Here is a 21,325-nt window from a genome sequence, read left to right as displayed (position 1 = left end):
TGGAGGAAAGACGGGCTCGGTAAGATAGCCTTGTCTCTCGGGTTCTGGCACAGGCCCTCGGAAATCGCTAGAACCTTCGTTAAGCCGGCGCAAGCCGGCTTTTTTTATTCAATGCGACCGCCGCCGAACAGTGCGAACGATTGCGTCGAGTATTGGCTTGATGTGCTGCGCGAGCTGAGGGTGCGCATGGAGGAATCGCGCGAGCGGTGGCGATACCTGGTAGTACGTTCGGATCGCCCATCGGCCCGGCTTCGTGGTCCGGAGGACATTGTCTCGGAATCCCCTGAGAGCAAGGACTTCCGGTGCGTTGTAGTCGCCATAGACCGCGGACGCGATGAAGCACATGCCGAACCGTTTGAAGGTCGCTGCGCAGTACGGACACACGGAGCGCTCAGGCCGCCCGCGATGCGTGATGATTCGGGGGACCATTTTCTTCTTGCATGCAATGCATTCGACGCGATCATCGCGATGTTGCGAGGCGTGCGCTCGCGATTGCCTTTCGAGGATTCGCACTTTGGCCGCGCGCGGACCTCGATTGTTCGTAGTGGCGTCGAATTCGACGATGTCACCGTCGCGTGGCGCCTCGGCTCCGATGACGTCGCTTACGTGAAAGAAATAGTCGGTGGCTGCTTCCCCGTGGATAAAGCCGTGGCCTTTATCCTTCGAGAACCACTTTATGGTTCCTCGCATGGTTCTGATTTTGTAGTTGGTTGAGTACGTAATGATATCCGTCCGGCGCCTGATCGCCCGACATGTCGCGGCCTTCGCCGGCTACCACCGGTCACGGTCCGGCATGGCGTCGACCGCGATCGCGATCCGGTCTTCAAACAGAAAATCTCGATGCTCGCTCGGCGAATGGATTTTCGGAAACTGGACATAGTCCTGGCCGTCGATCTCGATCCACTTCGCCAGCTGGACGAGTTTTCGATATCGTGCCGCGTCTTCGAGCACGGGCGCGATCGGCCACGTGTCGACGGTGACGACGGTAGCATCGACCAGGCGCTGCGCCAGCATCTTGAAGATCGGACCGATCTCGTCCCAGTCGCCTTCTACTCGGGACAACATGTCGAGGACCAGCTGCGTATCGCAGGCGCCGAGCTCTCTCTCGATCAGATTTCGCAGGTCGTCAGCCGTTGCCTTCGGTCGACTCAAGCGTCGATTCCATGTCTCGGCGCATCGGTCTTTCGCGGCCGCTTCGTCATCGCCGATCGCTTCCCACTGGGTCGACATGCCGCAACCAGTGCAGTAGATGCAGACCAGGGGCTCGGTCCGAGGCGCCTCGGGTGGGCGAGCTTGTACGTCACCGATGCGTGGTGGGCCGCCGAAGCGGCCGAACTGGCTAAAGTCGAATAGGCGGTTGTCATCGCCATCAACGAGTCGCTGCGATCGGCCGACGGTCGGCCGGCCGCCGCAGTGCTCACATGGATAGAGCTGTTCGATCATTTGTCGGAAGGTTGTAAGTTTCTCGTCGCCGGCATTATTGCTGTTTTTGCAGCGCGGCAATACCGAGAAAAGCGCGAATATTCCTTCCGGTTATTTCTCACCTGTCTGAGTTAATCGCGTGAAGCTCGCAGTTCCGCAATGCGAATAAGGGACAGGAGCGAGTCGGTCGACGTGTTGGATGTGTCGCTTGATTCGGAGGATGCGACGACGATTTGCCCGGAATCGGTAGGAAATACTCGTCGCGCGGATTGCGGACCGTCAACGAACCAGAAATGCCATGCCCGCGCGTAATACCACCAGGTGCCGGCGCGTTCCAGTTCGTCCCACGACGCGCGGAACTCGAGGATGGCGCCGAAGTTCGTGAAGACTGCGCACCGCAGTCCGCGAGCGTCTGTCACCGCGACGGCGAGCTGCCGCCCACCGGAGAAAGAGTCGGGGTGGTGGCATGCCATGGAGAGGGCGGGAAACTGCGGCCCCCACTGATCGGTGCGGGAGACCGCGCGATGGAGGAAAAGCGACTTGCCGTGCATAGGAGGCGTCCAGGTTAAGAGGATGCATTCATCTTGCCGGCCGCACGACGATGTCAAGGTCCAGCCCTTCGCCACGCAATGGGAGGGAACCGGACATCGGCCAGCTGAAATCGGTCGATATCCCACTCCACTGCCTGGATGCCGCGCGCGGTGCGAAGGCGTTGCTTTTCCCGCTTGCGAGCCTCGTACTCGGTCAGGCCATTCATCCCATAGACCTCGATGTGGGTTGGTTCCGCGGTGTCCGTTAGGACGAAGTCCGGCAGCATGTCGGTGCCCTCGTTTAGCCGGATCGGCTTGTCGAAGGCGCGGCCTTCGGCAACGAGCCGATTTGCCATAGCGACTTCGTGGATCGAATCGCACGTGATGTACGTGGACGAGCAAAGCATTGCGGCGAGATCGACCACGATGTGATGGCCCTTGGACGTGCGCTCGATCAGGAGAATCGTGACGACTCGCGCGGCACGGTCGCCGAGCGCGCGTAGCGCGTGGCCGTATCGCTTCTCCGCGAGGGCGATCAAACCGGAGCTGCAGTAGTACGGCTTCTTGCTCTGGCGCAAAGTGATCGACCGGCCGTAGGGCGTCGTGCCAATTTCTGAGATCTCGCCGACGACCAGGCCGCGATGGTTCGTTCCATCTCGCTGGCCGACGCGGCCAAGGAAGGCATCGAATTCGGCGTTGATCGCAACGCGATCAACCTCCTGGAAACGACGCATGACGTGCAGCACCTGCTCGGCGGGCTCGCCGTTGATCACGGCGTCACCGAGCTCGGCGAGGACACGCGCATTGCAGACACCCCAGTTCCGCGTCCCCTCTGCGCGAGACCAGCGATTGAGCCCGGCGACGTTCCAGAGCGCTTGCAGGAAGCCTAGAAGAGGGGCCGCGCGGCGTGAGGTTGTCGGACCGCTAGCTTGCCGGGCGGACTTGGAAGCGGTGCGGACCGTGCGCTGAGTGAGGGCGACGTCGAGCTTTGCGCGCAAGCCCGCGGCGGTCGCGACGATGCCCGGCAGGGTTTTGCCAGCCTCGTTTTCGCCTTCGTTCGGTGCCTTGTGAAACGAACACGATTGGGCGTCGTGCATCGGCCCTTCATCCGGCCACCCAGCGAGGTGCAGCAGACTGCCGTATCGGCGGATCTGGAGGCGGAGAGGGCGCGCAGCACCCAGGCAAAGGCACTGCGCGTAACCCGGATTGATCTTCGCGCGCTCGAGCTGGCGTACAAAAGCAGCCGGGTGCTCTTGGACATCATTAAGCGGCACGGTAAGGCCGGAGAAGAAGACGTTGTTCATCGGGTTTCCTCATTGGTGCCGGGTGCCGTCACTCCGACCCTGGCCCCGCCCTTGTATTCGCGTCCGGTTGCCTTTTCGGTGAGGAACCACTCCCCGCTCGATAGGAGCGTCACGTGGCAAAACGGATAGCGCTGCTCCATAGCGATTTTTTCGTCTTCGTCGCGTCGTACTCTCCCGCCTTCGCGCCGGCGTAACAGGCGAGAGTACATCCAGCAGATCGCGAGGAAGACCGCGACTGCACAGCCGCTGATCACCTTGTTGTCGACGCTGAGCCTTGCGAAGATCGCCGCAAGGGTGAGGATCATCAGTGGAATCGGAATGAACAGGTTCATGGCAGGCGGATTGGGCGGTCGGATCTATCACTGGCAGTGCTGGTGTCCCAGGACGTGAATCTGCGGCTAGATCCATTCATTGATTGGTGGGTGTCCGAGCGGTGGCGGCACGTACTCGGTGCCGGTGTCTTTGTCGATCAAGAGCCACTGCCCCTTGGAAAGCCGTTTTACGTGGCAATGCGGATGACGTAGCTGCATGATGCGAACAGCGCGGGTGCGCTCGTATCGACGGATTGCCGCAATTACGACGCGGACTGTGTTGACGACTGCGATGAGCAGGGCCGCAACAGTCCCAATGGCGATGTATGGCCACGCGCCGGTACTGGCGAGCTGAGCGACCAGGTCGACGGCGATGGGGCTGGGTACCGCTAGAGTCTGGAGTAACACTTTCGATAACGCCAGCGGCCGGATTTAGCTCTCTTGCCGCCGGCGCCCGCGGTGAGCATTGAGGAATGGCCCGAAGACGATTGCGAGTCCTGCCGCAAGTGCCACGACGACCGCATACGCCCACGAGAGGCGCTCGCCTACCTCCCTTGCCAGTGCTTCGATCGGTCGCTGCTCGAGACCTTTCGACTTGCAGATCGGAGAAGCCGGAAGCGCATGGTCAGGAACTTTGTCCTTGCAAACCTGGATCCAAAGCGAGCCATGCTGCGCGGGCGGATTGGCCGCTGTCTGCGCGGCGAACTGCAAAACCTCACGCGGAATCGTCTGGAAGGAGAAGTTGCTGTAAAGAGCGAGCACGCCACCTACGATCACGCTCGGAAGCACGAAGAAAACGTAGAAGGCCCATTTGCCCACGAACAAGGCGTGGCTGAAGAGATATTGCGCGTGGCTGAGAGAGACGCGTTTGGATAGATCGATCATTGTGTAGTTGCCCGGTTGGAGTGACAAGGGCGACGGATGTGCCCACCTCAACCATGCAGCCGGTGGGCGCAGGAGGAGACCGGGAAAGCCCACCATTTTTCAGGAGCTTTCTTCCAAAGCCCCCTCAACCGGTTGCGTCCGCCCGTGATGCCTAAAAATTGAGCATCTGGTCGACGGTCCCAGCCCTAAAGGGTCTGCGCCCGTTTTCCACAAGGTTGTCCAACGCCTTTGGGGAAAACTTGGTCCCGTCAACAGAGATGAAAGCAGCACGCAAACAGTCGTGATTTCCACCTTGTGGCCCGAAATGATGCAGCTACGATCGTCGTGTACTCCGCGTCTTCGGCGCATCGACAACCAGCCACCTCGCGTGGCACCAAATCTTCCTACACAACCCGATCGGGGCATCCCCGGTCCGGGCGGTGCTCCGTCTTCTACTGGTGGAGCACATCATGTACAACGCTTTGATCGAGCAGTTCAAGTCGGCACAGACGACTGCGGCCGACGCGTATCGCGCAGTTGCAGACGCAGAAATCGCCCTGTTTCCTGGCTTCGAAGATTACGAGCGTGCCACACGCTCGCGACACGAATACAAGGTCGAGCGAGAGTTGACGAAGTTCTGTGTCGACCTCTCCGAAGTAGTAGTGCGAGTCGCGCGGCGCGAAGTGGCGCCCGCCGGCACGCGTATCGAGATCGACCGAGCCGCCGAGTTGGAAGCGGCAGGCATCGATATCGGCGAAGCCATTCGATCAGGCACAACGCCGGATCTGGACGCATTCTGGTCGCATCTCAAGCAGAAGTTCGCAGGAGATGCCGGCGCATCGATCGCGTATCAGCAAGCCGCCAAGGCGATCATCGACGGGCTTTGGTTGAAGCCGACGACAGAGATGAAGCGCACCAACAGCGGCATTGTGATCGAGGCGTCGGTTGGAAGCGAAGCTTCCTTCAGCAGCAGCGGGTGGCGTCGCGTTAGCTACTACTCGCAAAGCCGCGTTGCAGCACTGCTGACGGGCCTTACGACATTTGCCGTGAAGTCTGGTTGTGCGGCACTTGCAGGCGAGCTGAGGCATTGCCGCCTCGTGAGTGACGAGTATCGCTCGCGAGACAAGGAGAGCTTCACCGGCCTGGAAATTGTCCGCTACAACGACAAGTGGCAGTTCAAGTTCGCGCACGCGATCGGCGATGCGCTGTCGCTCTTCATCAGTGAGTTCGGAGCCGAACATCTCGCATCGCGCGGATAGTTCGGTAGCTCCAACCTTCCTTTTTCGGCCCGCCTCGGCGGGCCGTTTCTATTTCTATCGAGAGATTTTTATGCAGACTGCATTCGATTTCGAAGCCAGCGATTGGTACGCGCCGCTACGGGCGATGAAAAGCCTCGGTTCGCTCGATGTCGGCGTGGCTCACCACGGTGAGCTGGCCACAGCGCGACGGCGTCACCTCGGACAATTTTTCACGCCAGACGCAGTTGCCCGATACATGTGGGGATTCGTCGAGCGCTTTAAGCCGAAGCGCAAGGTCCATGTTCTCGACAACTCGATCGGCTCGGGGCGTCTCCTGCAGTTTGGTGATCCGGAGCGGCATTCGATCTACGGCGTTGATGTACACGATCCTGCCGTGAAAGCATGTCAGTCGGTATTCGAGGGAGCGGGTTTCAAGGTATCGATTCGTCAGGCCGGGATGGAAGAAATCCGACCATCCGGGTTCGACGTCGCGATGATCAATCCGCCGTTTTCGCTTCACCTCGAGTCGCCGCACCTGTATCCGTTCGAGTGCACCACGATTGGACGATATGGCCCGAACACCAGCGCGTTGTCTCATGACTATGCACTGGCTCAAGCTCTGAAAGCCGCGAACGTGGTCGTTGCCTTGTTACCGGCAACGATGGCCGAAGCGATCGCCGGTGCGACTTTCGGAAAGCCGTTTCACTACTACGGGGCCGCAAAGCGGTTGGCCGGCTACTTCGAGCTGCCGGACGACGCCTTCCAGTTGGAGGGCGCAAACGTCCGGACTGCGGTGCTCGTCTTCGATCGATACAGGACACGGCCGGGCGACTTCGTCCGTGCAGCTGCTGACCTCGGCCGACCCGCACCGCTCCTAAGCCTACATTGGGAGGAGCGGTCGTTTGATCGGCCACGGCTGCAGTTGCAGACGCTCGACGATTCCATTCCTGCAATCACACGACCGGTAACCGGAGACGCCCGGGTTGTCGTCGCGCACGACGGTCGCTGGATTCGACTGGGTTTCAGGTGCGGATTCACCGAAGCGATGGTGCTGAACGCTATCTACGATCACCGCATTTTCTCGACGGATGGCCATCGGTTGCCGCGCGGGTTCCGATATGCGGGTCAGGGGCTACTCGACCTGGAGGTGTATCTGGTCCAGGAAGATCCGCAAGGCGCCTTCGAGAGGCTGATCGGGCGTATCCGAGCCGCAGGCGGAGAACCCAGCGTCGCGCCCGGCCTGCGTGAGCACCTCGCCGCGCGATCCCGGCGATCACTGCGGCAGCAGACGCCGTTGCGGCACGTTGTGTATTCGGCGGGAGCCGGATCGGCGTCGTCGGTGGTTGGCAGGGCGCGTGCGACGCATAAGGTTGACGACCGAATGTGGGCGAGCCCGCTCATCAAGGCAGGAGACGAAGTGGTGTTCGAGCGGGAAGCCGATGGCACGTACGGGTACGGATTCAAGGGCGCGAAGTACCGCCTCGCGGTCGACGAGCTGAACGCGCGATTCGCGATTGAAAACGTCGATCAGGGATGGGAGGTTGTCCACGAAGGGTTGGCGGCGCGCTTTCCTGATCACGCCGCGGCGCTTCGTTCCCGCGTCAGTACACTCGGCATTCCCACGTGGTTGGACTGGGAATTCCAGGTCGACGATCTTATCGAGACGCTGATGAAGCCGTCGGGATGCGTGATCGCTTGGGAGCAGGGTTGCGGCAAGTCGCGGCTCGCGCTCGCGTTGATTCTGGCGGCCGGCGTCAAGCATGGGCTGATTGTGGTGGAAGCGCGTCTGGTCTCGGAGCTGTTGGCCGAAGCTGCGCTAACGCCGATTGGTATGGACGAAATCAAGGTTATCGAGTCGCCCGCCGATTTGGATGATCTGCGCCGCTTCAACCTGATCTCGTACGAGCGCTTGCGTATGGTGGTCGATCCGTCGCAGTCGAGACGGGCGACGTATGCGCACCGCCTGCGGCGTCGAATTGGCCTGCTGGTCGCCGACGAAGGGGAGCGTCTAGCGAACCCGACAAGCGAGCAAAGCCGGGCGCTGTGGCGATTGTCGGCACGCCGGCGGTACGTGCTGACGGGTAGCCCAATTCCGAACTACCCGCGAGACGCGTTCGGCCTGATCGCATTTGCAGGGGGTGATGGCACCGCTGCTCAACCGTACGGGTATCGCCGCGGCTATCTCGAACAGAGCTGGCTCCAGTCAGTAGAGTACGCCGACCGCGGCATAGATCGATTCCGAGACGATTTCGTCGTGACGGAGTGGGTCACGTGGCAATTCGCGGAGAACTTGCAGGATGGGGCGAAGCGCGAAGTGCCGAAGATAGGAAATCTGTCGCTTTACCGAGCGATGCTCGCGCCGCACCTCAAGCGTCGCTTGGTGTGCGAGCCGGACGTCGCGAAATACATCCAGATCGAGGCGCCGGAAATCCGCGTTCACACAGTGGACTGGGAGCCGGATCATCTCGCGATGTACTTGCGCGCGGCCGACGACTTCGCATCGTGGTACCGAGATCGCCAGAAGGACGGTACATCCTGCAATCTGGTGACGATCCTTGCGAGAATGCGGGCGGTGCACTTCGCCGCAAACTATCCGCAGTACGGGATGGAGGGGATCGAGCGCCGCAGTGGGCTGACCAGCAAACAGCGTGCCGTGATCGACCGGATGCGGGAGATTGCAGCCGAAGGCAAGCAGGCGATCGTTTTCGCCGAAAACCCCGGCGTGCTGAACCTGATCGCCCGCGAGCTCGACGTTAGCAAGATCGACACGGTGCTGTTCCATGGCGGTGTCCCGATAGCCAAGCGGGTGAAGGCAAAGGACCAACGGTTCCTCACCGGACTCGCAACGGGCCTGCTTTCAACCAAGGAGTCGGGTCGGGCAGGCTATAACCTCCCGAACGCGGACTATGTCTTGTTCTACGACCGGTCGTGGACCTGGCGTGCGGAGTACCAGGCGATGCGGCGGGCCTTGCGGTGGAATCGCAAGGGACGGTTGAGTGTCGAGTACTTCCACTTGCCCGGAAGCATTGATGTCTATCAGGACCAGATGGTCGCGCACAAGCGTGACGCGATGCAGGCAGGTCTGGACTGGGCGACACCCGAGCTCGAAGACGAGGCGTTTCTGCACATGGACACCTTGTTGGATGCGTTCGTCGAAGACATTGCACGGCTTCACGGTGAAAAGACGTACGACATGCGTAAATTGTTGAAGGAGGCAGCGTAATGAAAGCGGAACGGCGCGTGACTGTTGCGATTGGCGATGGCGTGGTGACAATCAAGCGGGATGGGTCGAGCACCGCAACCGTTGCGGGAGTTCTCGGAAAGGTGACGAAGGGCGGCGCGGAAGTGGTATGTCTCGATCGTCTTGTCCACCAACCGTACGAGACCGAGTTTGTTGGATGGATGGTCAGCGGCGCTGTCACGACGTTGCTCAGTCGCTCCGTCAATGGAGAAGGTGCAGCGTAGCGTTCAGTGGACGCCCCAGTTCCTTTGCTCAGGCCCGATCATTTGATCGGGCCTTTTTAATTGATGCGCGCGGCGGGCGCACGCGCTTGAAAGCTGGGTGTTTCTTTCGGGCTTTCCGCAGCAGTCCCGCGAATTCAGGCGGTATCTTTTCCTCATCTACCGCGTCTCTGACGCATCGACTCAGCCGGCGTCGCCGGCATTCCTTTCCAACCCCATCGGGAACCACTCCCGATCGGGGGCAGGTTCCCACTTCGGAGAACCTGACATGCAACACGCACATCTGCAGCAACCCACCGTCAAGCTGCGCCGGATCAAGCTCGGGCGAAACCCCCGAACGTACTTCGACGACGCCGAGATGGAGGAGATGAAGGCTACGGTCCGCGTAAGCGGCGTCCATACCGCCGTCATCGTTCGGCCGCTCGACGAAGAGTACTTCGAGCTGATAGCCGGAGGCCGTCGGTACAAAGCCGCAATGGAAACGCGCGGTGAAGACTACGACATGCCGGTTACGGTGGTGTTTGTCGACGATGCCGAAGCTGAAGACATCGCTCTCATCGAGAACATCCAGCGGTCGAACCTTTCCCCCGGTGAAGAGGCAGTTGACGCAGCGCGACTGCTCGGCCGCTGCAAGGGCGATCGCGAAGAGGCTGCCAGGCGAATCGGCTGGAGCCTTCCCACGCTCAACAGTCGTCTCGCGTTGCTGAACTGCAGTAACGAAGTCCTCATCGCCCTGAATACGCGCCAGATTCTTCTTGGTCATGCGGAGCTGCTGGCCGCGCTCTCCAAGGAAAATCAGGATCGCGTTCTTCCGGTGATCATCGCCGAGAAGAAGTCCGTCACCGACGTGCGAAAGCTGGTCGAGAGCGCGGCATGCTCTCTGTCCGCCGCTATCTTCGACAAAACCGATTGCGCGGCGTGCCCACACAACTCGGCAACGCAATCCGAGATGTTCGGCGAGTCGATCGCGACCGGCAACTGCACGAATCGCCAGTGCTACAACGGAAAGACCGACAAGCAGCTCGAGGCGATTGCTGACGGCTTGCGGGACGAATTTCCGACCGTACGGATCGTGCGCGCCGGTGACAACCACACGCGCGTCCAACTCGCGGTCGAAGGGCCGAACGGGGTGGGCGAGGCGCAAGCGAAGGCGTGCCACGGCTGCCAGAACTACGGCGTCGCGGTCAGCGGGTTGCCGGACTCTCTCGGCAAGACCTTCCGCGGCCAGTGCTTCGACACTGTGTGCAATATGCGCAAGGTCGCGGACCGGATCACGGCTGAGAAGGCGGCGGCGAAAGCCGCGACCTCTGACACCAAGGGTTCGACCGTTTCGACTAAGGCAGCTGGTAAGGGCGGATCCGATACGTCTGCGCCGACGGCGGTAACCGTCGTCGCTGAGTCCGACCGGGTGAAGCAGTACCGCGAGGCACTTTGGCGCAAGGCTTTGCGGCGGGACGTCGGCAAGAACGCGGCGCTCGCGCGACAGTACCTGATCGCAATCGTCCTCGCGGGATACGCGCGCCAGATCAAGGAGGACGTTTTCCGATCCGTCTACGAAAAGGTGACGGACGAGAAGGCTCCTGCAGCTGATCTCCCGAAGGCCCTTTTTCTCGCTTGCGCGACGTCGGATGAGCAGGCTGCGAAGCTGGTCACCGGCATGTTCGTTGCGGCGATCGAAGGTCTCGACGTCACGTATCTCAAGCAACTCTGCAAGCACCACAACCTCGACCTGACGCAGTACTGGAAGCTCGACAAGGAGTTTCTCGAACTGGTCACGAAGGCAGAGATGATGGTGATCGCGGACGAGCTCGGGCTGCGCGCGGCCATGGGCGATAACTTCAAGAAAGTGTTCTCGAAGGCGAAGGCTGATGTCATCACGGCGTTGCTCGCCGTCGAAGGGTTCACCTACGAGGGCAAGCTTCTGAAGGTTCTCGAGTTCTAAGTAGCGGGCGGCTCGTGGCCGAACCGCATCAACGTTCTGCGCCGCCTCGTGCGGCGCATATTTTTTTTATGGAGATTTAAATGTTTCAAGCACTCGAACCGCTACTTCGATCCGCGGAAAAACTCGTCTTGTCGCTGACGATGGATGGCGACAACATCGTCGTGTTTTTGACGCCGGCCGGCGGCAAGGACGCGATGTTGCGACAGCCGTTGATCCTGAAAGCGACGGCCAGCGAGCTCGACGAGGGTTTCGCGGCGGCAATCGGTAGCTTTACCGCGGCGCACCAGTCGCTCGGCGAACAGGTGGCGGCTACCAAGGCGATCCTGGAAGCCCAGCAGCAGACGCAGGCGACGAAGGCGCAGAAGGTCTTGGCGAAAGCATCGATGCCGACGGCCGCAGACGCAGACGCGGGCGCAGGCGACGCCGACGACGAAGGCGGTGCGACCGCCACACCGGCGGATGTCGCGCCCGCTGCCGCTGAGAAGCCGGCCGGCACGGATCTGTCCTCGTTGATTCTGTGAGGTAAATCATGTCGATCAGCATTGCTGCACTGGTACGCGAGTTCACCTACAACGGTATGGCGCTCATGGATCCCGGCCCGACATTCTCGCCGGATCAGGTTCGTGACCTGTACACCGCTCAGTATCCGGAGCTGACGACCGCTGCGGTCGACGGCCCGGACATGAAGGGCGAGGTGGCGCACTACAAATTCGTCCGCGCAGCGGGTGCCAAGGGTGCCCATGCGTAAACGCGATCTGCTCAAAGCCCTGTCCGCTCCGGATGGTGGCTTCAATCAACAGGAACCGGCCGAAAGGCCGGTTTTTTTATATGACGAGGAAATGCGGAAATGTTCTTCGATCCTGCACTCCCTGATTCAAGCATCGCAGCTGGCTCGGCCGCGCGCTGGCAACCGCCACGCGCTGCCGCTGCCGGACGTCGACCTGCCGCTGATCTTCTGACGCTTCCTTCCTTCTCGACGGAGGTGCCGGGCGCGGTGCGGTTGAAGTGGCGCGAAAACGTGAACCTGTCCGATTTGGTCCTTAAGCATTTCCAGTACGGGCCGTTACGCGCAGGCGATGTTCATGATCCGGCCGACGCCGGCGACGCGTTCCAGCAGGCGTTTCATGCGTGGACGCAACGTCAGCATGGTCAGTTTTCCCGGCTGCGATTCACGCCGCATCTATTCGACGCGCATGCGGTTCGTGATGTTCTCGATGGCCTCGGTAACGGGAACAACGATGAGGATCCGACGCCGCTATTTTTCGGATTCGGTCTTGAAGACGAGTGGGTCTACTCGCTTGAAGGGGCGATCGAGACACTGCGGTCGGCCCACCCGTTGCTCTTCCGAACGGTGATGGCCGCGGTGTACCGCGCATCGGCCCGTACGATGTTCATCCGCCTGCCTGACTGGTTCATATACGAATTTTCGTGCTGGTATTGGGACGGCGATCCGAACATTTCAGACAAGGATGCGGACGAAGCGCTGAAGGAACGCTTCGAGGACGACACAGAAACACGCTCCGCGTATCTGCCGTCGGTTGTTCGGCCACAGCTTTGCCCGGACGACGCTGATCCGTGTGTGTTTAGCGGCGGTAAGTGGCGTGATCGGCGCGCCATGACCGACCCGGAGCTGGTGCGGCTTCGCGCTCGCAGCAGGGGCATGCCTCGGCGGGTATGCACCGAGGTTCTCAACCTCCGAGCGCTGATGCGCCGTAGCCGAACGCGAAATCTATTTCACGTGAGCTACGACGCAAATCCTGTCTATGGAATTTGTTCGGTGATCGTCGAGGACAACGCGTTTGTTGGCGACCTTCTCGACCATCACTTTGACGGTGCCGCTCAATGCGGGGATGCGACGACCTACAGCGGGTTCTCCCGGCTGGAGTCGACTCCGAAGGCTATCCGCCGCCAGTACGCCGACCTGGCACTGGCGTTTCGAATTCTCACTCATCTCGACCGGCTTCTCGCGCTGGTGAGCCAACCTACTTAAAGGAGTGTGTTATGTCTGGTATCTCGGCCGGTAGAACCGGCTCTGATGTCGCGTTGTCGCAAGCGCTGTTGCTCTATACGGGCAAGGATGGCGCGCATTTTGCGACAGCCCACGCTGTCATCGCTGACCGCAAAAGCGGTCGACCCGTCATTGGCGCCGGTCGTCCGCTTGACCGGAAGGTGCTTGTTCAAACGCTGAAGCATCTCGCCGAACACGTTGCCCCGCGGGCGGAGTTTTTGCCAGCGACGGTGCTCGGGGTCTCGCCAGAAGCAGTCACGTGGTGGTGTCCGCCAGCGATGCGCCGGGTGTTCTTCGAATGCGAGAGCCTCGGTAAGCGAAGCGCCGTGGTTCCGAATCCCGGGTTGGTGTTCCAGGCCTCGAATCAGGGTTTTTCGGTGTTTGCGGTGGCATGCAGCGATCGCCCCGTACGCGAGACGCCGCTGTTCGAGCCGCCGTACTTCAACACCTGGGACATGGGTCGGATCTGCATCGGTAGCGCGCGGGTTCCGAAGCGTGTGGATGTGGTGTCAATCGATGGCTGGGAAGCCGGGTTCTTCGACTCGGCCTTCACGCATCCGAACGCCGGCGGTAAACGCATCGAGTACAAGGACGGCGAGCACGCGTTCTGGCGGGACATGCTCGACGGCAAGTTCGGCGAGACGTTTCCGCTCAACGCGCTGGTCCCGATGAGGCGGACGCTCGAGCAGCTGGTGAACGGCCAACTCGGGAGGAATGCATGAATCCGCTCGATACCGTTCTTCAGCAGTCGTTCCCCTCGGTGATGGTTCCGTCGCGGGAGGCCGTTGTCCCGATGGCGCGTTCGGGTGAGCGTCTGCTCATCGCATCGGATGGCGTCTATCTCGAAATCTCGCGTCCCTGGGTGCACGTGGTGCGTCGCATCGCGCAGTACGCGGTCTCGACAGCTGTCCCGTACGGGAACGTCGAAGAGACGACGGCGCTCTTGTGCGGGCAGATTCCCGTCACGCTCGTCGCGGAGTTTCATGCGATTGCCCGGGCGGCGTTGCCAAACGAGGTCGGCGCGTGGATTGTCTGGAACAGCGTGACCGGTGAGTTCCGTATCGTTGCATTGCCTTCACTATCGCACGGGCCGGGGCATCTGGTCTATGAGCGTCCGCGACTGGCAGACGACGAATGGCTGGTGGTGGATTGCCATTCCCATGGCACCGGCCAGGCGTTCTTCTCGCGCACGGACAATCAGGATGACAAGCACGACGTGAAGTTTGCGCTTGTGCTGGGCCGTTGCGATCGTACGCCGTCGGTCGCGCTGCGGTTTTGCGCGAAAGGAATCTTCGAGAAGTTCGAACGCGTTCCCGAGTCATGGGCGGCCGCGCTGACGACGGAGGTGGCGTGATGAGCGAGGTGATCACTCACGGTATTCCGGCCGACATGATCCGTCGGACGTGGCGTGTCGTGGTTGTTGGAGCCGGCGGGACCGGGAGCGCATTTCTTCCCAGTCTCGCGCGGTTGCATCACGCCATGATCGAGCTCGGCCACCCTGGCGGGATCGAGTGCACGGTGTACGACGATGACACGGTAAGCGAGACGAATGTCGGGCGGCAGGGGTTCTATCCCAATGACGTCGGGCATTACAAGGCGCTGCTGCTCGTGAATCGGCTCAACAACCTGATGGGTACCAACTGGGTTGCGGAGCCGCGGCGTGTCGATTCGTCGGTGCGGATCATCGCCGACATCGTGGTGGGTTGCGTCGACTCACGTCGCGCGCGGCACGCCATTGTGCGGGCAGCGAAGCGGGGGAGTTGTCGTTACTACCTCGACTGCGGGAATGAGACGGATCGCGGCCAGGTCATCCTTGGCGAGCTCGGCCGGGCCCGGCACGACAGATTGCCCCATGTGGGTGATCTGTTCCCGGACCTGCTGAACGCCAAGAACGACAAGGACGACGACGCGCCGTCCTGCTCGATGGCTGATGCCCTGCGCAAGCAGTCCCTGGTCATCAATCAGGCGATCTCGGTACAGGCCTACAACCTACTCTGGACGCTTTATCGGACGGGGTCGCTGAAGTATTCGGGCAGCTTTGTGAACCTCGAGACGGGGCGCACAAGCCCGATACCGATCGATCCTGTCGCATGGGCGCGCTTCGGATATGACGCACCAAAGCCGAAGAAGTCGAGGCGGCGCAAGGGCGCGGATCCGATGGACCCGGATATCCCGTGGTAGATTGCCAACCCAACTTCAACCAGCGCCTCCCGAGTAATCGGGCAGGCGCTTTTTTTTCGTCCAGTGGAAAGCGGGGCCGTTTTCTCGATGATTCTGGCGCGCGGCGCCGGCGCGCGGTCCTACACTGAATCTGTTTCTCGCGCATCTGCGCATCGACCCAATCGCATCGGCTCTGTCCGTGCGCATTTCTCTCACCGACAACGTGTCGGCTCCGCTGTCAGGGCAATCTCCCTGACGGGCGATTGCCCTCTTTTTTGAGGCAATCGTCATGCTCAAGCTTCTCATCTCTGTCCTGCTTCTCGCGTCCCTGACCGCATGTGCTTCGTATGACTTCGGCTCTCCCGACGTCTACCAGCGCTACGACGTTCAGCGCGCGGGCGAAATCGAGGCGGCCACCGTCGTCAGCGTGCGCGGCATCACGATCACCAACGAGTCGGACCGTTCCGGCTTGGCGTCGCTGTTGAGCGCGGGTGTCAGCGCATTTCTCGGCTCCCGCACGATCGGTGGCGGCAACGGGCGGTACATCGCCGGCGCGCTTGCTGGCGCCGGTGCGGCCTACGTCTCGCAGCGTCTGTCGGAATCGCTTGCGCGTCACGCCGGCCTCGAGGTCGTCGTACGCACGGGATCCGGGCGGACGTTGGTGGTCGTTCAATCCGACGAGCAGCGCTTCGCCCCCGGTGATCGCGTGATGCTCGTCAGCAGTTCTTCCGGCATGCGCATCACGCGCTAAGCCGTCCTTTCGCCGGCAGCCGCCGGCTTCTTCCTGCATAGCGAGGTTCCCGTCCGGGGCCTCGCTTTTTTTATTCCGAGGGCAAGATGTTCAAGGTACCGAAAGTTCTGTATGCGGACCGGCGCGCGGGCGGCGTCGCGTCCGATGCGGCGTTGACTCACGACGCGACGCGAATGCTCCGCCGTGTTGCGCGCGACCTGCGATTGCGCGCGGGCGAGCACGAGGTGGTGGCCGAGCCGGCGAGAGCTGGCCGCGGCTGCCGCATCACGCTGCGCACCAGCCGGATGATGCTCGAAGTTGCGGATACGTCGTCGCGCCAGCAAGTCGCGGTGTCGTTCCGCACGCGGCGGGGTCACCGCGACCTGTCGGGGGGCGGCGACAACGTCGTGCCGCTCGCGCAGCTCGACACGGACGAGGGCTACCAGGCATTGCTTGGCGGCCTGCGGCTCGTGGACGGCCTCGATAGCGACCGGCGATAGGAGGCTTGATGCAATTCGTCGACGTCTGCATTGAGTACCCTTCAGGGGTGACGATCATCGATCGCGGGTCCTATGACGCGGATCTGGGCATGGTCTATGTTCCGGCCCGCGTCCGTGCCGTCCTGGCGGTAGTGCACGACAGCGAGCCGCCGCCGACGATAACCGCATCCTGGGATGGGAATGAGGCCAAGCTCATTCACTCGACGGGCGACAGCTTTGCTGTCGTCTCGGTGGTTCCGCCGGCAGCCTCGTCACGGTCCCGGTTGAGTACGCGGCTTGTTCGCGCGTCCTGGTCGAAGGACCAGCGGCAGCAGTTCGGGCGGTTCTGCCACACGCTGACGGTCTCGTCGATCGTGGGCTTAGTCGGCTACGTGCACGCCATCTCGGAGTTCTCGATCTGGGCGGCGATGAACGTCGCTGCTCTGGTCGTGATCGGTGTGATAACCTACATCGTAGGCATGGATTCCATGAACGGAGAATGAATATGTACTTCGGTCCTGTTGCACTGCTTCTGACGCTGGTGTTCTGCGGCTACGGCATCGTCGCATGCGAACGCGGTCGCAAGGCGGAGCGCGACCAACGTCGTTCTCTGCGTCACCACACGCATTAAATCGAACTGACGGCCGACCCTCTGGGCGGCCGCCTTCCTATCAAGGGCTACACCTTTCGGTGTGGCCCTTTTTGTTTTGGGGCTTCCATGGCTGAAATACTGGATTTGCCGGTTGAACTGGCCAATATGCCGTTCGATCCGGTCGGCAAGACCGTGGGCGACGTCGCAGCAGAAATTGACCGCGCCTTACGCAACGCTGGTCTCGAACCGGAATGGGTGGTAGCCGCCAACCAATACGCGGAAGCGTCCGAGGAATTGAGCGGGCTTCGCGCAACGTCGGCGTGGCCGAGAGCACTCTATCGGGCCGGGCATACGAGCGTTTCGGTCATACGGCTCGATTGGCTTACAGGTGTGCAAGTGAACTTCATCCGAGCGGTGGACGGGCACAGGCGCATCCAACCGGTGATTCGCATCGGCGCGCGCTCGCGGTCCCATGCCTGGGCAATCGCTGCCGCCGTATCAAGGCTGTTCGACCTCGACTGACGCATCACTTTATCTTTCTCCCAATCCGGGGCAACTGCCCGGATGGGGTGGTTGCCCCTTTCGAAAGGACGACCACTGATGTACACGATTCATACACCCAACGCAGCAATCCAGGTCGACACCCTGGCACACGTTTTCCACGTGTTTTTCCACGACGCATCCCTGTCCGCTTACGACACGACGGAAATCTCGTTGACGCGTGGTGGTACCGCACTGCCGATCCTGCGCTACAACGGGATTTTGACCGTCCGTCAGCCGGGCACCGCGCACGCGATCTTCACGTCGATATTTGCCGAACTTCGTGACCGCTGGTTCACCAAGGACGGAAAGCAGCTCCAGCCATGGCAGATCACCCGTAAGCGCTGGGAAGTTTTCCAGTTCGTGTTCGAGCTGGCGAAGCGGCCGGCGTGGATGCTGTCTGGCGCGCAACTGGAGGCCGAGGTAGAGGCTGCGCGTGCCGCGGGATCCAGTTTTCGCCTACCCGATGTTTGCGATCAGGCCGCCGTCAACCTCTTCGGCTACACATCGCAAGGTCCGCGTCTCTCGCTGTCGGGCGGGGTCAACGGCCGACACGAGCTCCACGTCGCCTATGCGCTGTTCCAGGATCAGCGGATTCCTGACGCGGTGTTGGCGGACTATCGTGGCGACACGAAACACTTCCGGTACGACCTGGAGTGGTTCCCCGTCCTTCTGGAGGTTCCCGTTCTTCGTAACTCGCTTCCGTACGACGTCATGCAGTCTGCGGTGGCGATCTTCCGTCACGAGAAGCGGACTATCGACGCGGCACTCGGCGCGAGGGTCGTCGAGGCGTTGCGGACCGCTCCGGCAGACAGCACGTACATCGACGTCGACGACAGGCTGTTCGCCGATGGCCTCGTGGACAAGCCGGCCCTTCCTGTGCAATACCAACGCCCGGTGGATGTTGGTATAGGGATGTCTCCTGTTGCCGAGCGCTTGCGTCAGCTGATCGGGGACGCCGTCCTCAAGAAGTCGCTGGACAGTCTCGCATCAGACCGGAAGAGAGGGCGGATCTCGCAACGGCAGTATGACTTGCGGACCGCTATGGCGAAGCTGGATCGAGGGCGTACGACGTTCGAAGGGCCGAACCAGTTTGCCGCCGCGGTCGAAGCCCGCGACGTCGCCGCCCTGCTGAAGGTTCTGGATCACGCCGACGGTTGGAATGAGCAGAGCAAGCAGGTCCTTCGCGAGCAGTTTGGGCTGTCGCTGCGTGGGCTGAATTCGGCACGCCGGCGGCGCGCGATTTTTGCGTTCTGCGGCTTCGATGAGGCGGCACAAGCCGAATGGCAGGTGAAGCAGGACGCCGCCAAGGCGCAACGTCTCGCCGAAGAGGCCGCCAACGACGCGAAGAAGCAGGCCGGCCTCGCGCGGTATCGGACGCCCGACAATGTCGTCATCACGGGCATCGAGCACGTCGAACGCGCGATCGCTGATGGCTATTCCGAGATCCGCAGTTTTCGGCATGGTGCGGCGACGCGCTATGCGTTGGCGAAGCCTGGTTCCACCGAGGGGCGAACGCTCCATGCGAAGAACGGCACGCTAGACTATGCGCGGTCGCGGCTCACGTCGCTCGCCGTTTGATCGAGGAGCAAAGTATGCGATTTGATCGAACCGTGCGGTACGGCGACTACGTCTGGACCCGCCGAAAGGAGCAGGCGTTTCTCAATCGGCACAAGCGCGTTGCGCGGAAGCTGGAGCGTGACTGCCCGCTGTTCGCAGATCAGCTCGCGCCAGTACCCGAGACGGACGTCGCCGCGGAGAAGGCGCTGCGTATCGACAGGGCCCGCGAAAGTGAGCAGGTAATGCGCGATCTCGATGCAAGACAATGGCGCGCCGGTCGTGCGTCCTATTTCGCGTGCGTGGCGGAGATCCGTGCGCGAATCATGGCCGAATGGTGTGCGTGGCGCGGGCCAGCAACGCCGCTGTACTTCATCTATGTCGTCGAGAAGCACAACGGTGTCGCCGAGGAGCGAACGCGACGGATGCGTGAGCGCGATGCTGAGATCCGGGAGGCAGTCCTTCCGATAATGAACGTTCAGGGCGACCTGCTTGGGACGTAGGGGGTGGTCTTCCCCCGATGTTGAACAACCGGCGCCTCGTGCGCCGGTTTTTTTTCGTCTATTCGGAACGGGATGATTTCAAAGCCCCGTGAATTTCTCGATCTTTTCGCACGGCCCGCGGGGGCCCGACTCCTACACTGGCTTTACTCAACGCGTCAGCGACGCATCGAATCCGCCGCGATGCGGCCACTTCCAGCCCCAGGGAATCACGTCCCGCCGGGCGTCGTTCACGGGGCGACACTTACGAGGTCACCCGTGAACCAACGTGAAACTTCCAACCCTCTGCCACCGGATGCCGTGTCGATCGGCGAGATCGAGGTCGCGATCAACGTGTGGCGCAATCGCTCGCCGGCGCCGACTGGCCCCGATGAGCTGCTCGTTCTCTGCGCCGAGGCACGCGTTCTCGCGGACGTCTACGGCGTGATGATCGTGAACCGCTCAAGCAGTGTCCCGCGATCGTCACTGACGCCGAAGCAGGCCGCGGCGCTGCCCGGCGCACGCGCGTAAGTACAACCGGCGTCCCTGGACGCATCGACCCGCCGCATCGCGGCGTCTTCAATCGCCCCGCAGGGTCACGTCCCTGTCGGGCGCGATTTCCGTGGGGCTCTTTCATCTCAGGAACCCCATGAAACTCTCTCCCGCACGCCTTACCAAGCTGCTTGCTGCCTACATCCCGAAACGCTTTCCGGTGCTGGTCTCCGGCCGGCCGGGTATCGGCAAATCCGACATCGTCGAGGCTGCCGCCAAGGCGGCCGAGCACGACTTGCTCATCAGCCACCCGGTTGTTGAAGACCCGACGGACTCGAAGGGGTTGCCGTTTCCGTCGTCAGACGGCAGGCATGCTCGGTTCTTACCTTTCGGGGACCTCGAGCGGGCGCTGTCGGCTACGCGTCCGCTGGTCTGGTTCTTCGACGACCTTGGCCAGGCTTCGCCGGCGGTGCAGGCCGCCAAGATGCAGCTGTTGCTGGCGCGTCGAATCGGCGAACACCAACTGCCGGACTGCGTCACGTTTGTCGCGGCGACCAATCGCCGCGGAGACAACGCTGCGGTCAACGGGATCCTCGATCCCTTGATCTCGCGCTTTGCGGCTGTCGTCGAGCTTGAAGCCACGGTGGATGACTGGACGACCTGGGCGGTTCAACAGAACGTGCCGCCCGAGCTGATCGCATTCCTCCGTTTCAGGCCCAGCCTGCTTTGGGAGGAGCGTAGTAGTCGAGACATCGTTGCGTCGGCAAGTCCTCGGAAATGGGGATTTCTCGCCAAGGCGATGCAGGTTGTGCCGGCGGATATGCTGCCTGACGCGATCAATGCGACGGTCGGCGAAGCTGCCGGCACCGAGCTGCTCAGCTTTCTCGCGATCTACCGGGCGCTGCCCTCGGTCGACGCGATTCTCCTGAATCCCGATCTGGGCCCCATCCCGGAAGAACCGAGCATTCTGTACGCGCTCACCGCCGCGCTCGCACACAAGGTGAGCGACGGCAATTTCGAGCGGGTACTGCGATATGCGGATCGCCTCGTAGATGCCGGCCATCGCGAGTTTACGGCGCTGCTGGTGCGTGATGCCACTGCGCGCACGCCCGAGCTGGCAAACCACCATGCGTTCATTCGTGCGCAAGGCGGCGAGATCGGCAAGATTATCCGCGGCGAGTAGCCGCCTTCAAACCCTGTAGTGCCTTTACCTGT

General features: G+C 61.6%; 23 protein-coding genes. 17 read left to right on the top strand and 6 right to left on the bottom strand.

Features of this window, described 5'->3' with window-relative positions; all coding sequences use genetic code 11:
* Positions 1 to 108: 108 nt before the first annotated feature.
* The 6 genes from H0X90_RS26640 to H0X90_RS26615 form a co-directional block, all read right to left on the bottom strand.
* Positions 109 to 690 carry a cold shock domain-containing protein gene (locus tag H0X90_RS26640; RefSeq protein WP_196438291.1) on the bottom strand — a complete coding sequence of 194 codons (582 nt, stop codon included), beginning with the start codon at positions 688 to 690 and terminating at the stop codon, positions 109 to 111.
* An 81-nt stretch (positions 691 to 771) separates the two neighbouring features.
* Positions 772 to 1,443: a Lar family restriction alleviation protein gene (locus H0X90_RS26635; protein WP_196438290.1), complete on the bottom strand. Its 672-nt coding sequence runs from the start codon at positions 1,441 to 1,443 to the stop codon at positions 772 to 774.
* A 110-nt stretch (positions 1,444 to 1,553) separates the two neighbouring features.
* On the bottom strand, positions 1,554 to 1,973 hold the full coding sequence (locus tag H0X90_RS26630; RefSeq protein ID WP_196438289.1) for a hypothetical protein: 420 nt from the start codon (positions 1,971 to 1,973) through the stop codon (positions 1,554 to 1,556).
* Between the two features lie 53 nt (positions 1,974 to 2,026).
* Positions 2,027 to 3,256, bottom strand: a complete 1,230-nt coding sequence (locus H0X90_RS26625) for a DUF1173 family protein (protein ID WP_196438288.1) — start codon at positions 3,254 to 3,256, stop codon at positions 2,027 to 2,029.
* Positions 3,253 to 3,588 carry a hypothetical protein gene (locus H0X90_RS26620; RefSeq protein WP_196438312.1) on the bottom strand — a complete coding sequence of 112 codons (336 nt, stop codon included), beginning with the start codon at positions 3,586 to 3,588 and terminating at the stop codon, positions 3,253 to 3,255. Before H0X90_RS26620 ends, H0X90_RS26625 begins: the two co-directional genes overlap by 4 nt.
* A 411-nt stretch (positions 3,589 to 3,999) precedes the next feature.
* Positions 4,000 to 4,452, bottom strand: coding sequence for a hypothetical protein (locus H0X90_RS26615; RefSeq protein WP_196438287.1), 453 nt, complete (start codon positions 4,450 to 4,452; stop codon positions 4,000 to 4,002).
* 449 nt (positions 4,453 to 4,901) lie between these two features.
* Between H0X90_RS26615 and H0X90_RS26610 the strand changes: the two genes are divergently transcribed.
* The 17 genes from H0X90_RS26610 (at position 4,902) to H0X90_RS26530 (ending at position 21,293) form a co-directional block, all read left to right on the top strand.
* Positions 4,902 to 5,690: a hypothetical protein gene (locus H0X90_RS26610; RefSeq protein WP_196438286.1), complete on the top strand. Its 789-nt coding sequence runs from the start codon at positions 4,902 to 4,904 to the stop codon at positions 5,688 to 5,690.
* A 70-nt stretch (positions 5,691 to 5,760) separates the two neighbouring features.
* Positions 5,761 to 8,892 (top strand): SNF2-related protein, encoded by a 3,132-nt coding sequence (locus H0X90_RS26605; protein ID WP_230877621.1) that lies wholly within the window; start codon positions 5,761 to 5,763, stop codon positions 8,890 to 8,892.
* Positions 8,893 to 9,399: 507 nt separating this feature from the next.
* Positions 9,400 to 11,073, top strand: a complete 1,674-nt coding sequence (locus H0X90_RS26600; RefSeq protein ID WP_196438285.1) for a PRTRC system ParB family protein — start codon at positions 9,400 to 9,402, stop codon at positions 11,071 to 11,073.
* A gap of 80 nt (positions 11,074 to 11,153) precedes the next feature.
* Positions 11,154 to 11,594 carry a PRTRC system protein E gene (locus H0X90_RS26595; protein ID WP_196438284.1) on the top strand — a complete coding sequence of 147 codons (441 nt, stop codon included), beginning with the start codon at positions 11,154 to 11,156 and terminating at the stop codon, positions 11,592 to 11,594.
* Positions 11,595 to 11,602: 8 nt separating this feature from the next.
* Positions 11,603 to 11,821: a PRTRC system protein C gene (locus H0X90_RS26590; RefSeq protein ID WP_196438283.1), complete on the top strand. Its 219-nt coding sequence runs from the start codon at positions 11,603 to 11,605 to the stop codon at positions 11,819 to 11,821.
* A 99-nt stretch (positions 11,822 to 11,920) separates the two neighbouring features.
* Positions 11,921 to 13,063, top strand: a complete 1,143-nt coding sequence (locus H0X90_RS26585; protein WP_196438282.1) for a PRTRC system protein F — start codon at positions 11,921 to 11,923, stop codon at positions 13,061 to 13,063.
* A gap of 11 nt (positions 13,064 to 13,074) precedes the next feature.
* A complete protein-coding gene (locus H0X90_RS26580) occupies positions 13,075 to 13,803 on the top strand; it encodes a PRTRC system protein B (RefSeq protein ID WP_196438281.1) in 729 nt (242 codons plus the stop codon).
* Complete coding sequence (locus H0X90_RS26575; protein WP_196438280.1) at positions 13,800 to 14,435, top strand: PRTRC system protein A; 636 nt, start codon at positions 13,800 to 13,802, stop codon at positions 14,433 to 14,435. Before H0X90_RS26580 ends, H0X90_RS26575 begins: the two co-directional genes overlap by 4 nt.
* Entirely contained in the window at positions 14,435 to 15,262 is an 828-nt protein-coding gene (locus H0X90_RS26570; RefSeq protein ID WP_196438279.1) for a PRTRC system ThiF family protein, read from the top strand. The genes H0X90_RS26575 and H0X90_RS26570 overlap by 1 nt, the downstream gene beginning before the upstream one ends.
* A gap of 268 nt (positions 15,263 to 15,530) precedes the next feature.
* Complete coding sequence (locus H0X90_RS26565) at positions 15,531 to 15,992, top strand: hypothetical protein (protein ID WP_062911839.1); 462 nt, start codon at positions 15,531 to 15,533, stop codon at positions 15,990 to 15,992.
* Between the two features lie 86 nt (positions 15,993 to 16,078).
* Positions 16,079 to 16,471 carry a hypothetical protein gene (locus H0X90_RS26560; RefSeq protein WP_196438278.1) on the top strand — a complete coding sequence of 131 codons (393 nt, stop codon included), beginning with the start codon at positions 16,079 to 16,081 and terminating at the stop codon, positions 16,469 to 16,471.
* Between the two features lie 8 nt (positions 16,472 to 16,479).
* Complete coding sequence (locus H0X90_RS26555) at positions 16,480 to 16,953, top strand: hypothetical protein (RefSeq protein ID WP_196438277.1); 474 nt, start codon at positions 16,480 to 16,482, stop codon at positions 16,951 to 16,953.
* A gap of 215 nt (positions 16,954 to 17,168) precedes the next feature.
* A complete protein-coding gene (locus H0X90_RS26550) occupies positions 17,169 to 17,564 on the top strand; it encodes a hypothetical protein (protein WP_196438276.1) in 396 nt (131 codons plus the stop codon).
* A gap of 78 nt (positions 17,565 to 17,642) precedes the next feature.
* The gene (locus H0X90_RS26545; RefSeq protein WP_196438275.1) at positions 17,643 to 19,163 is read left to right on the top strand and encodes a hypothetical protein; all 1,521 of its coding nucleotides are present in this window, start codon (positions 17,643 to 17,645) and stop codon (positions 19,161 to 19,163) included.
* 14 nt (positions 19,164 to 19,177) lie between these two features.
* Complete coding sequence (locus H0X90_RS26540; RefSeq protein ID WP_196438274.1) at positions 19,178 to 19,642, top strand: hypothetical protein; 465 nt, start codon at positions 19,178 to 19,180, stop codon at positions 19,640 to 19,642.
* A 255-nt stretch (positions 19,643 to 19,897) separates the two neighbouring features.
* A complete protein-coding gene (locus H0X90_RS26535) occupies positions 19,898 to 20,149 on the top strand; it encodes a DUF3717 domain-containing protein (RefSeq protein ID WP_196438273.1) in 252 nt (83 codons plus the stop codon).
* A 118-nt stretch (positions 20,150 to 20,267) separates the two neighbouring features.
* Positions 20,268 to 21,293, top strand: a complete 1,026-nt coding sequence (locus H0X90_RS26530) for an ATP-binding protein (protein WP_196438272.1) — start codon at positions 20,268 to 20,270, stop codon at positions 21,291 to 21,293.
* The last annotated feature ends 32 nt before the right edge of the window (positions 21,294 to 21,325 follow it).

Origin of the sequence: Burkholderia sp. 9775_39 (assembly GCF_015712225.1) — a bacterium.
Classification (GTDB): Bacteria; Pseudomonadota; Gammaproteobacteria; order Burkholderiales; family Burkholderiaceae; genus Burkholderia; species Burkholderia cenocepacia.
This window is presented reverse-complemented; position numbering and strand designations above follow the sequence as displayed.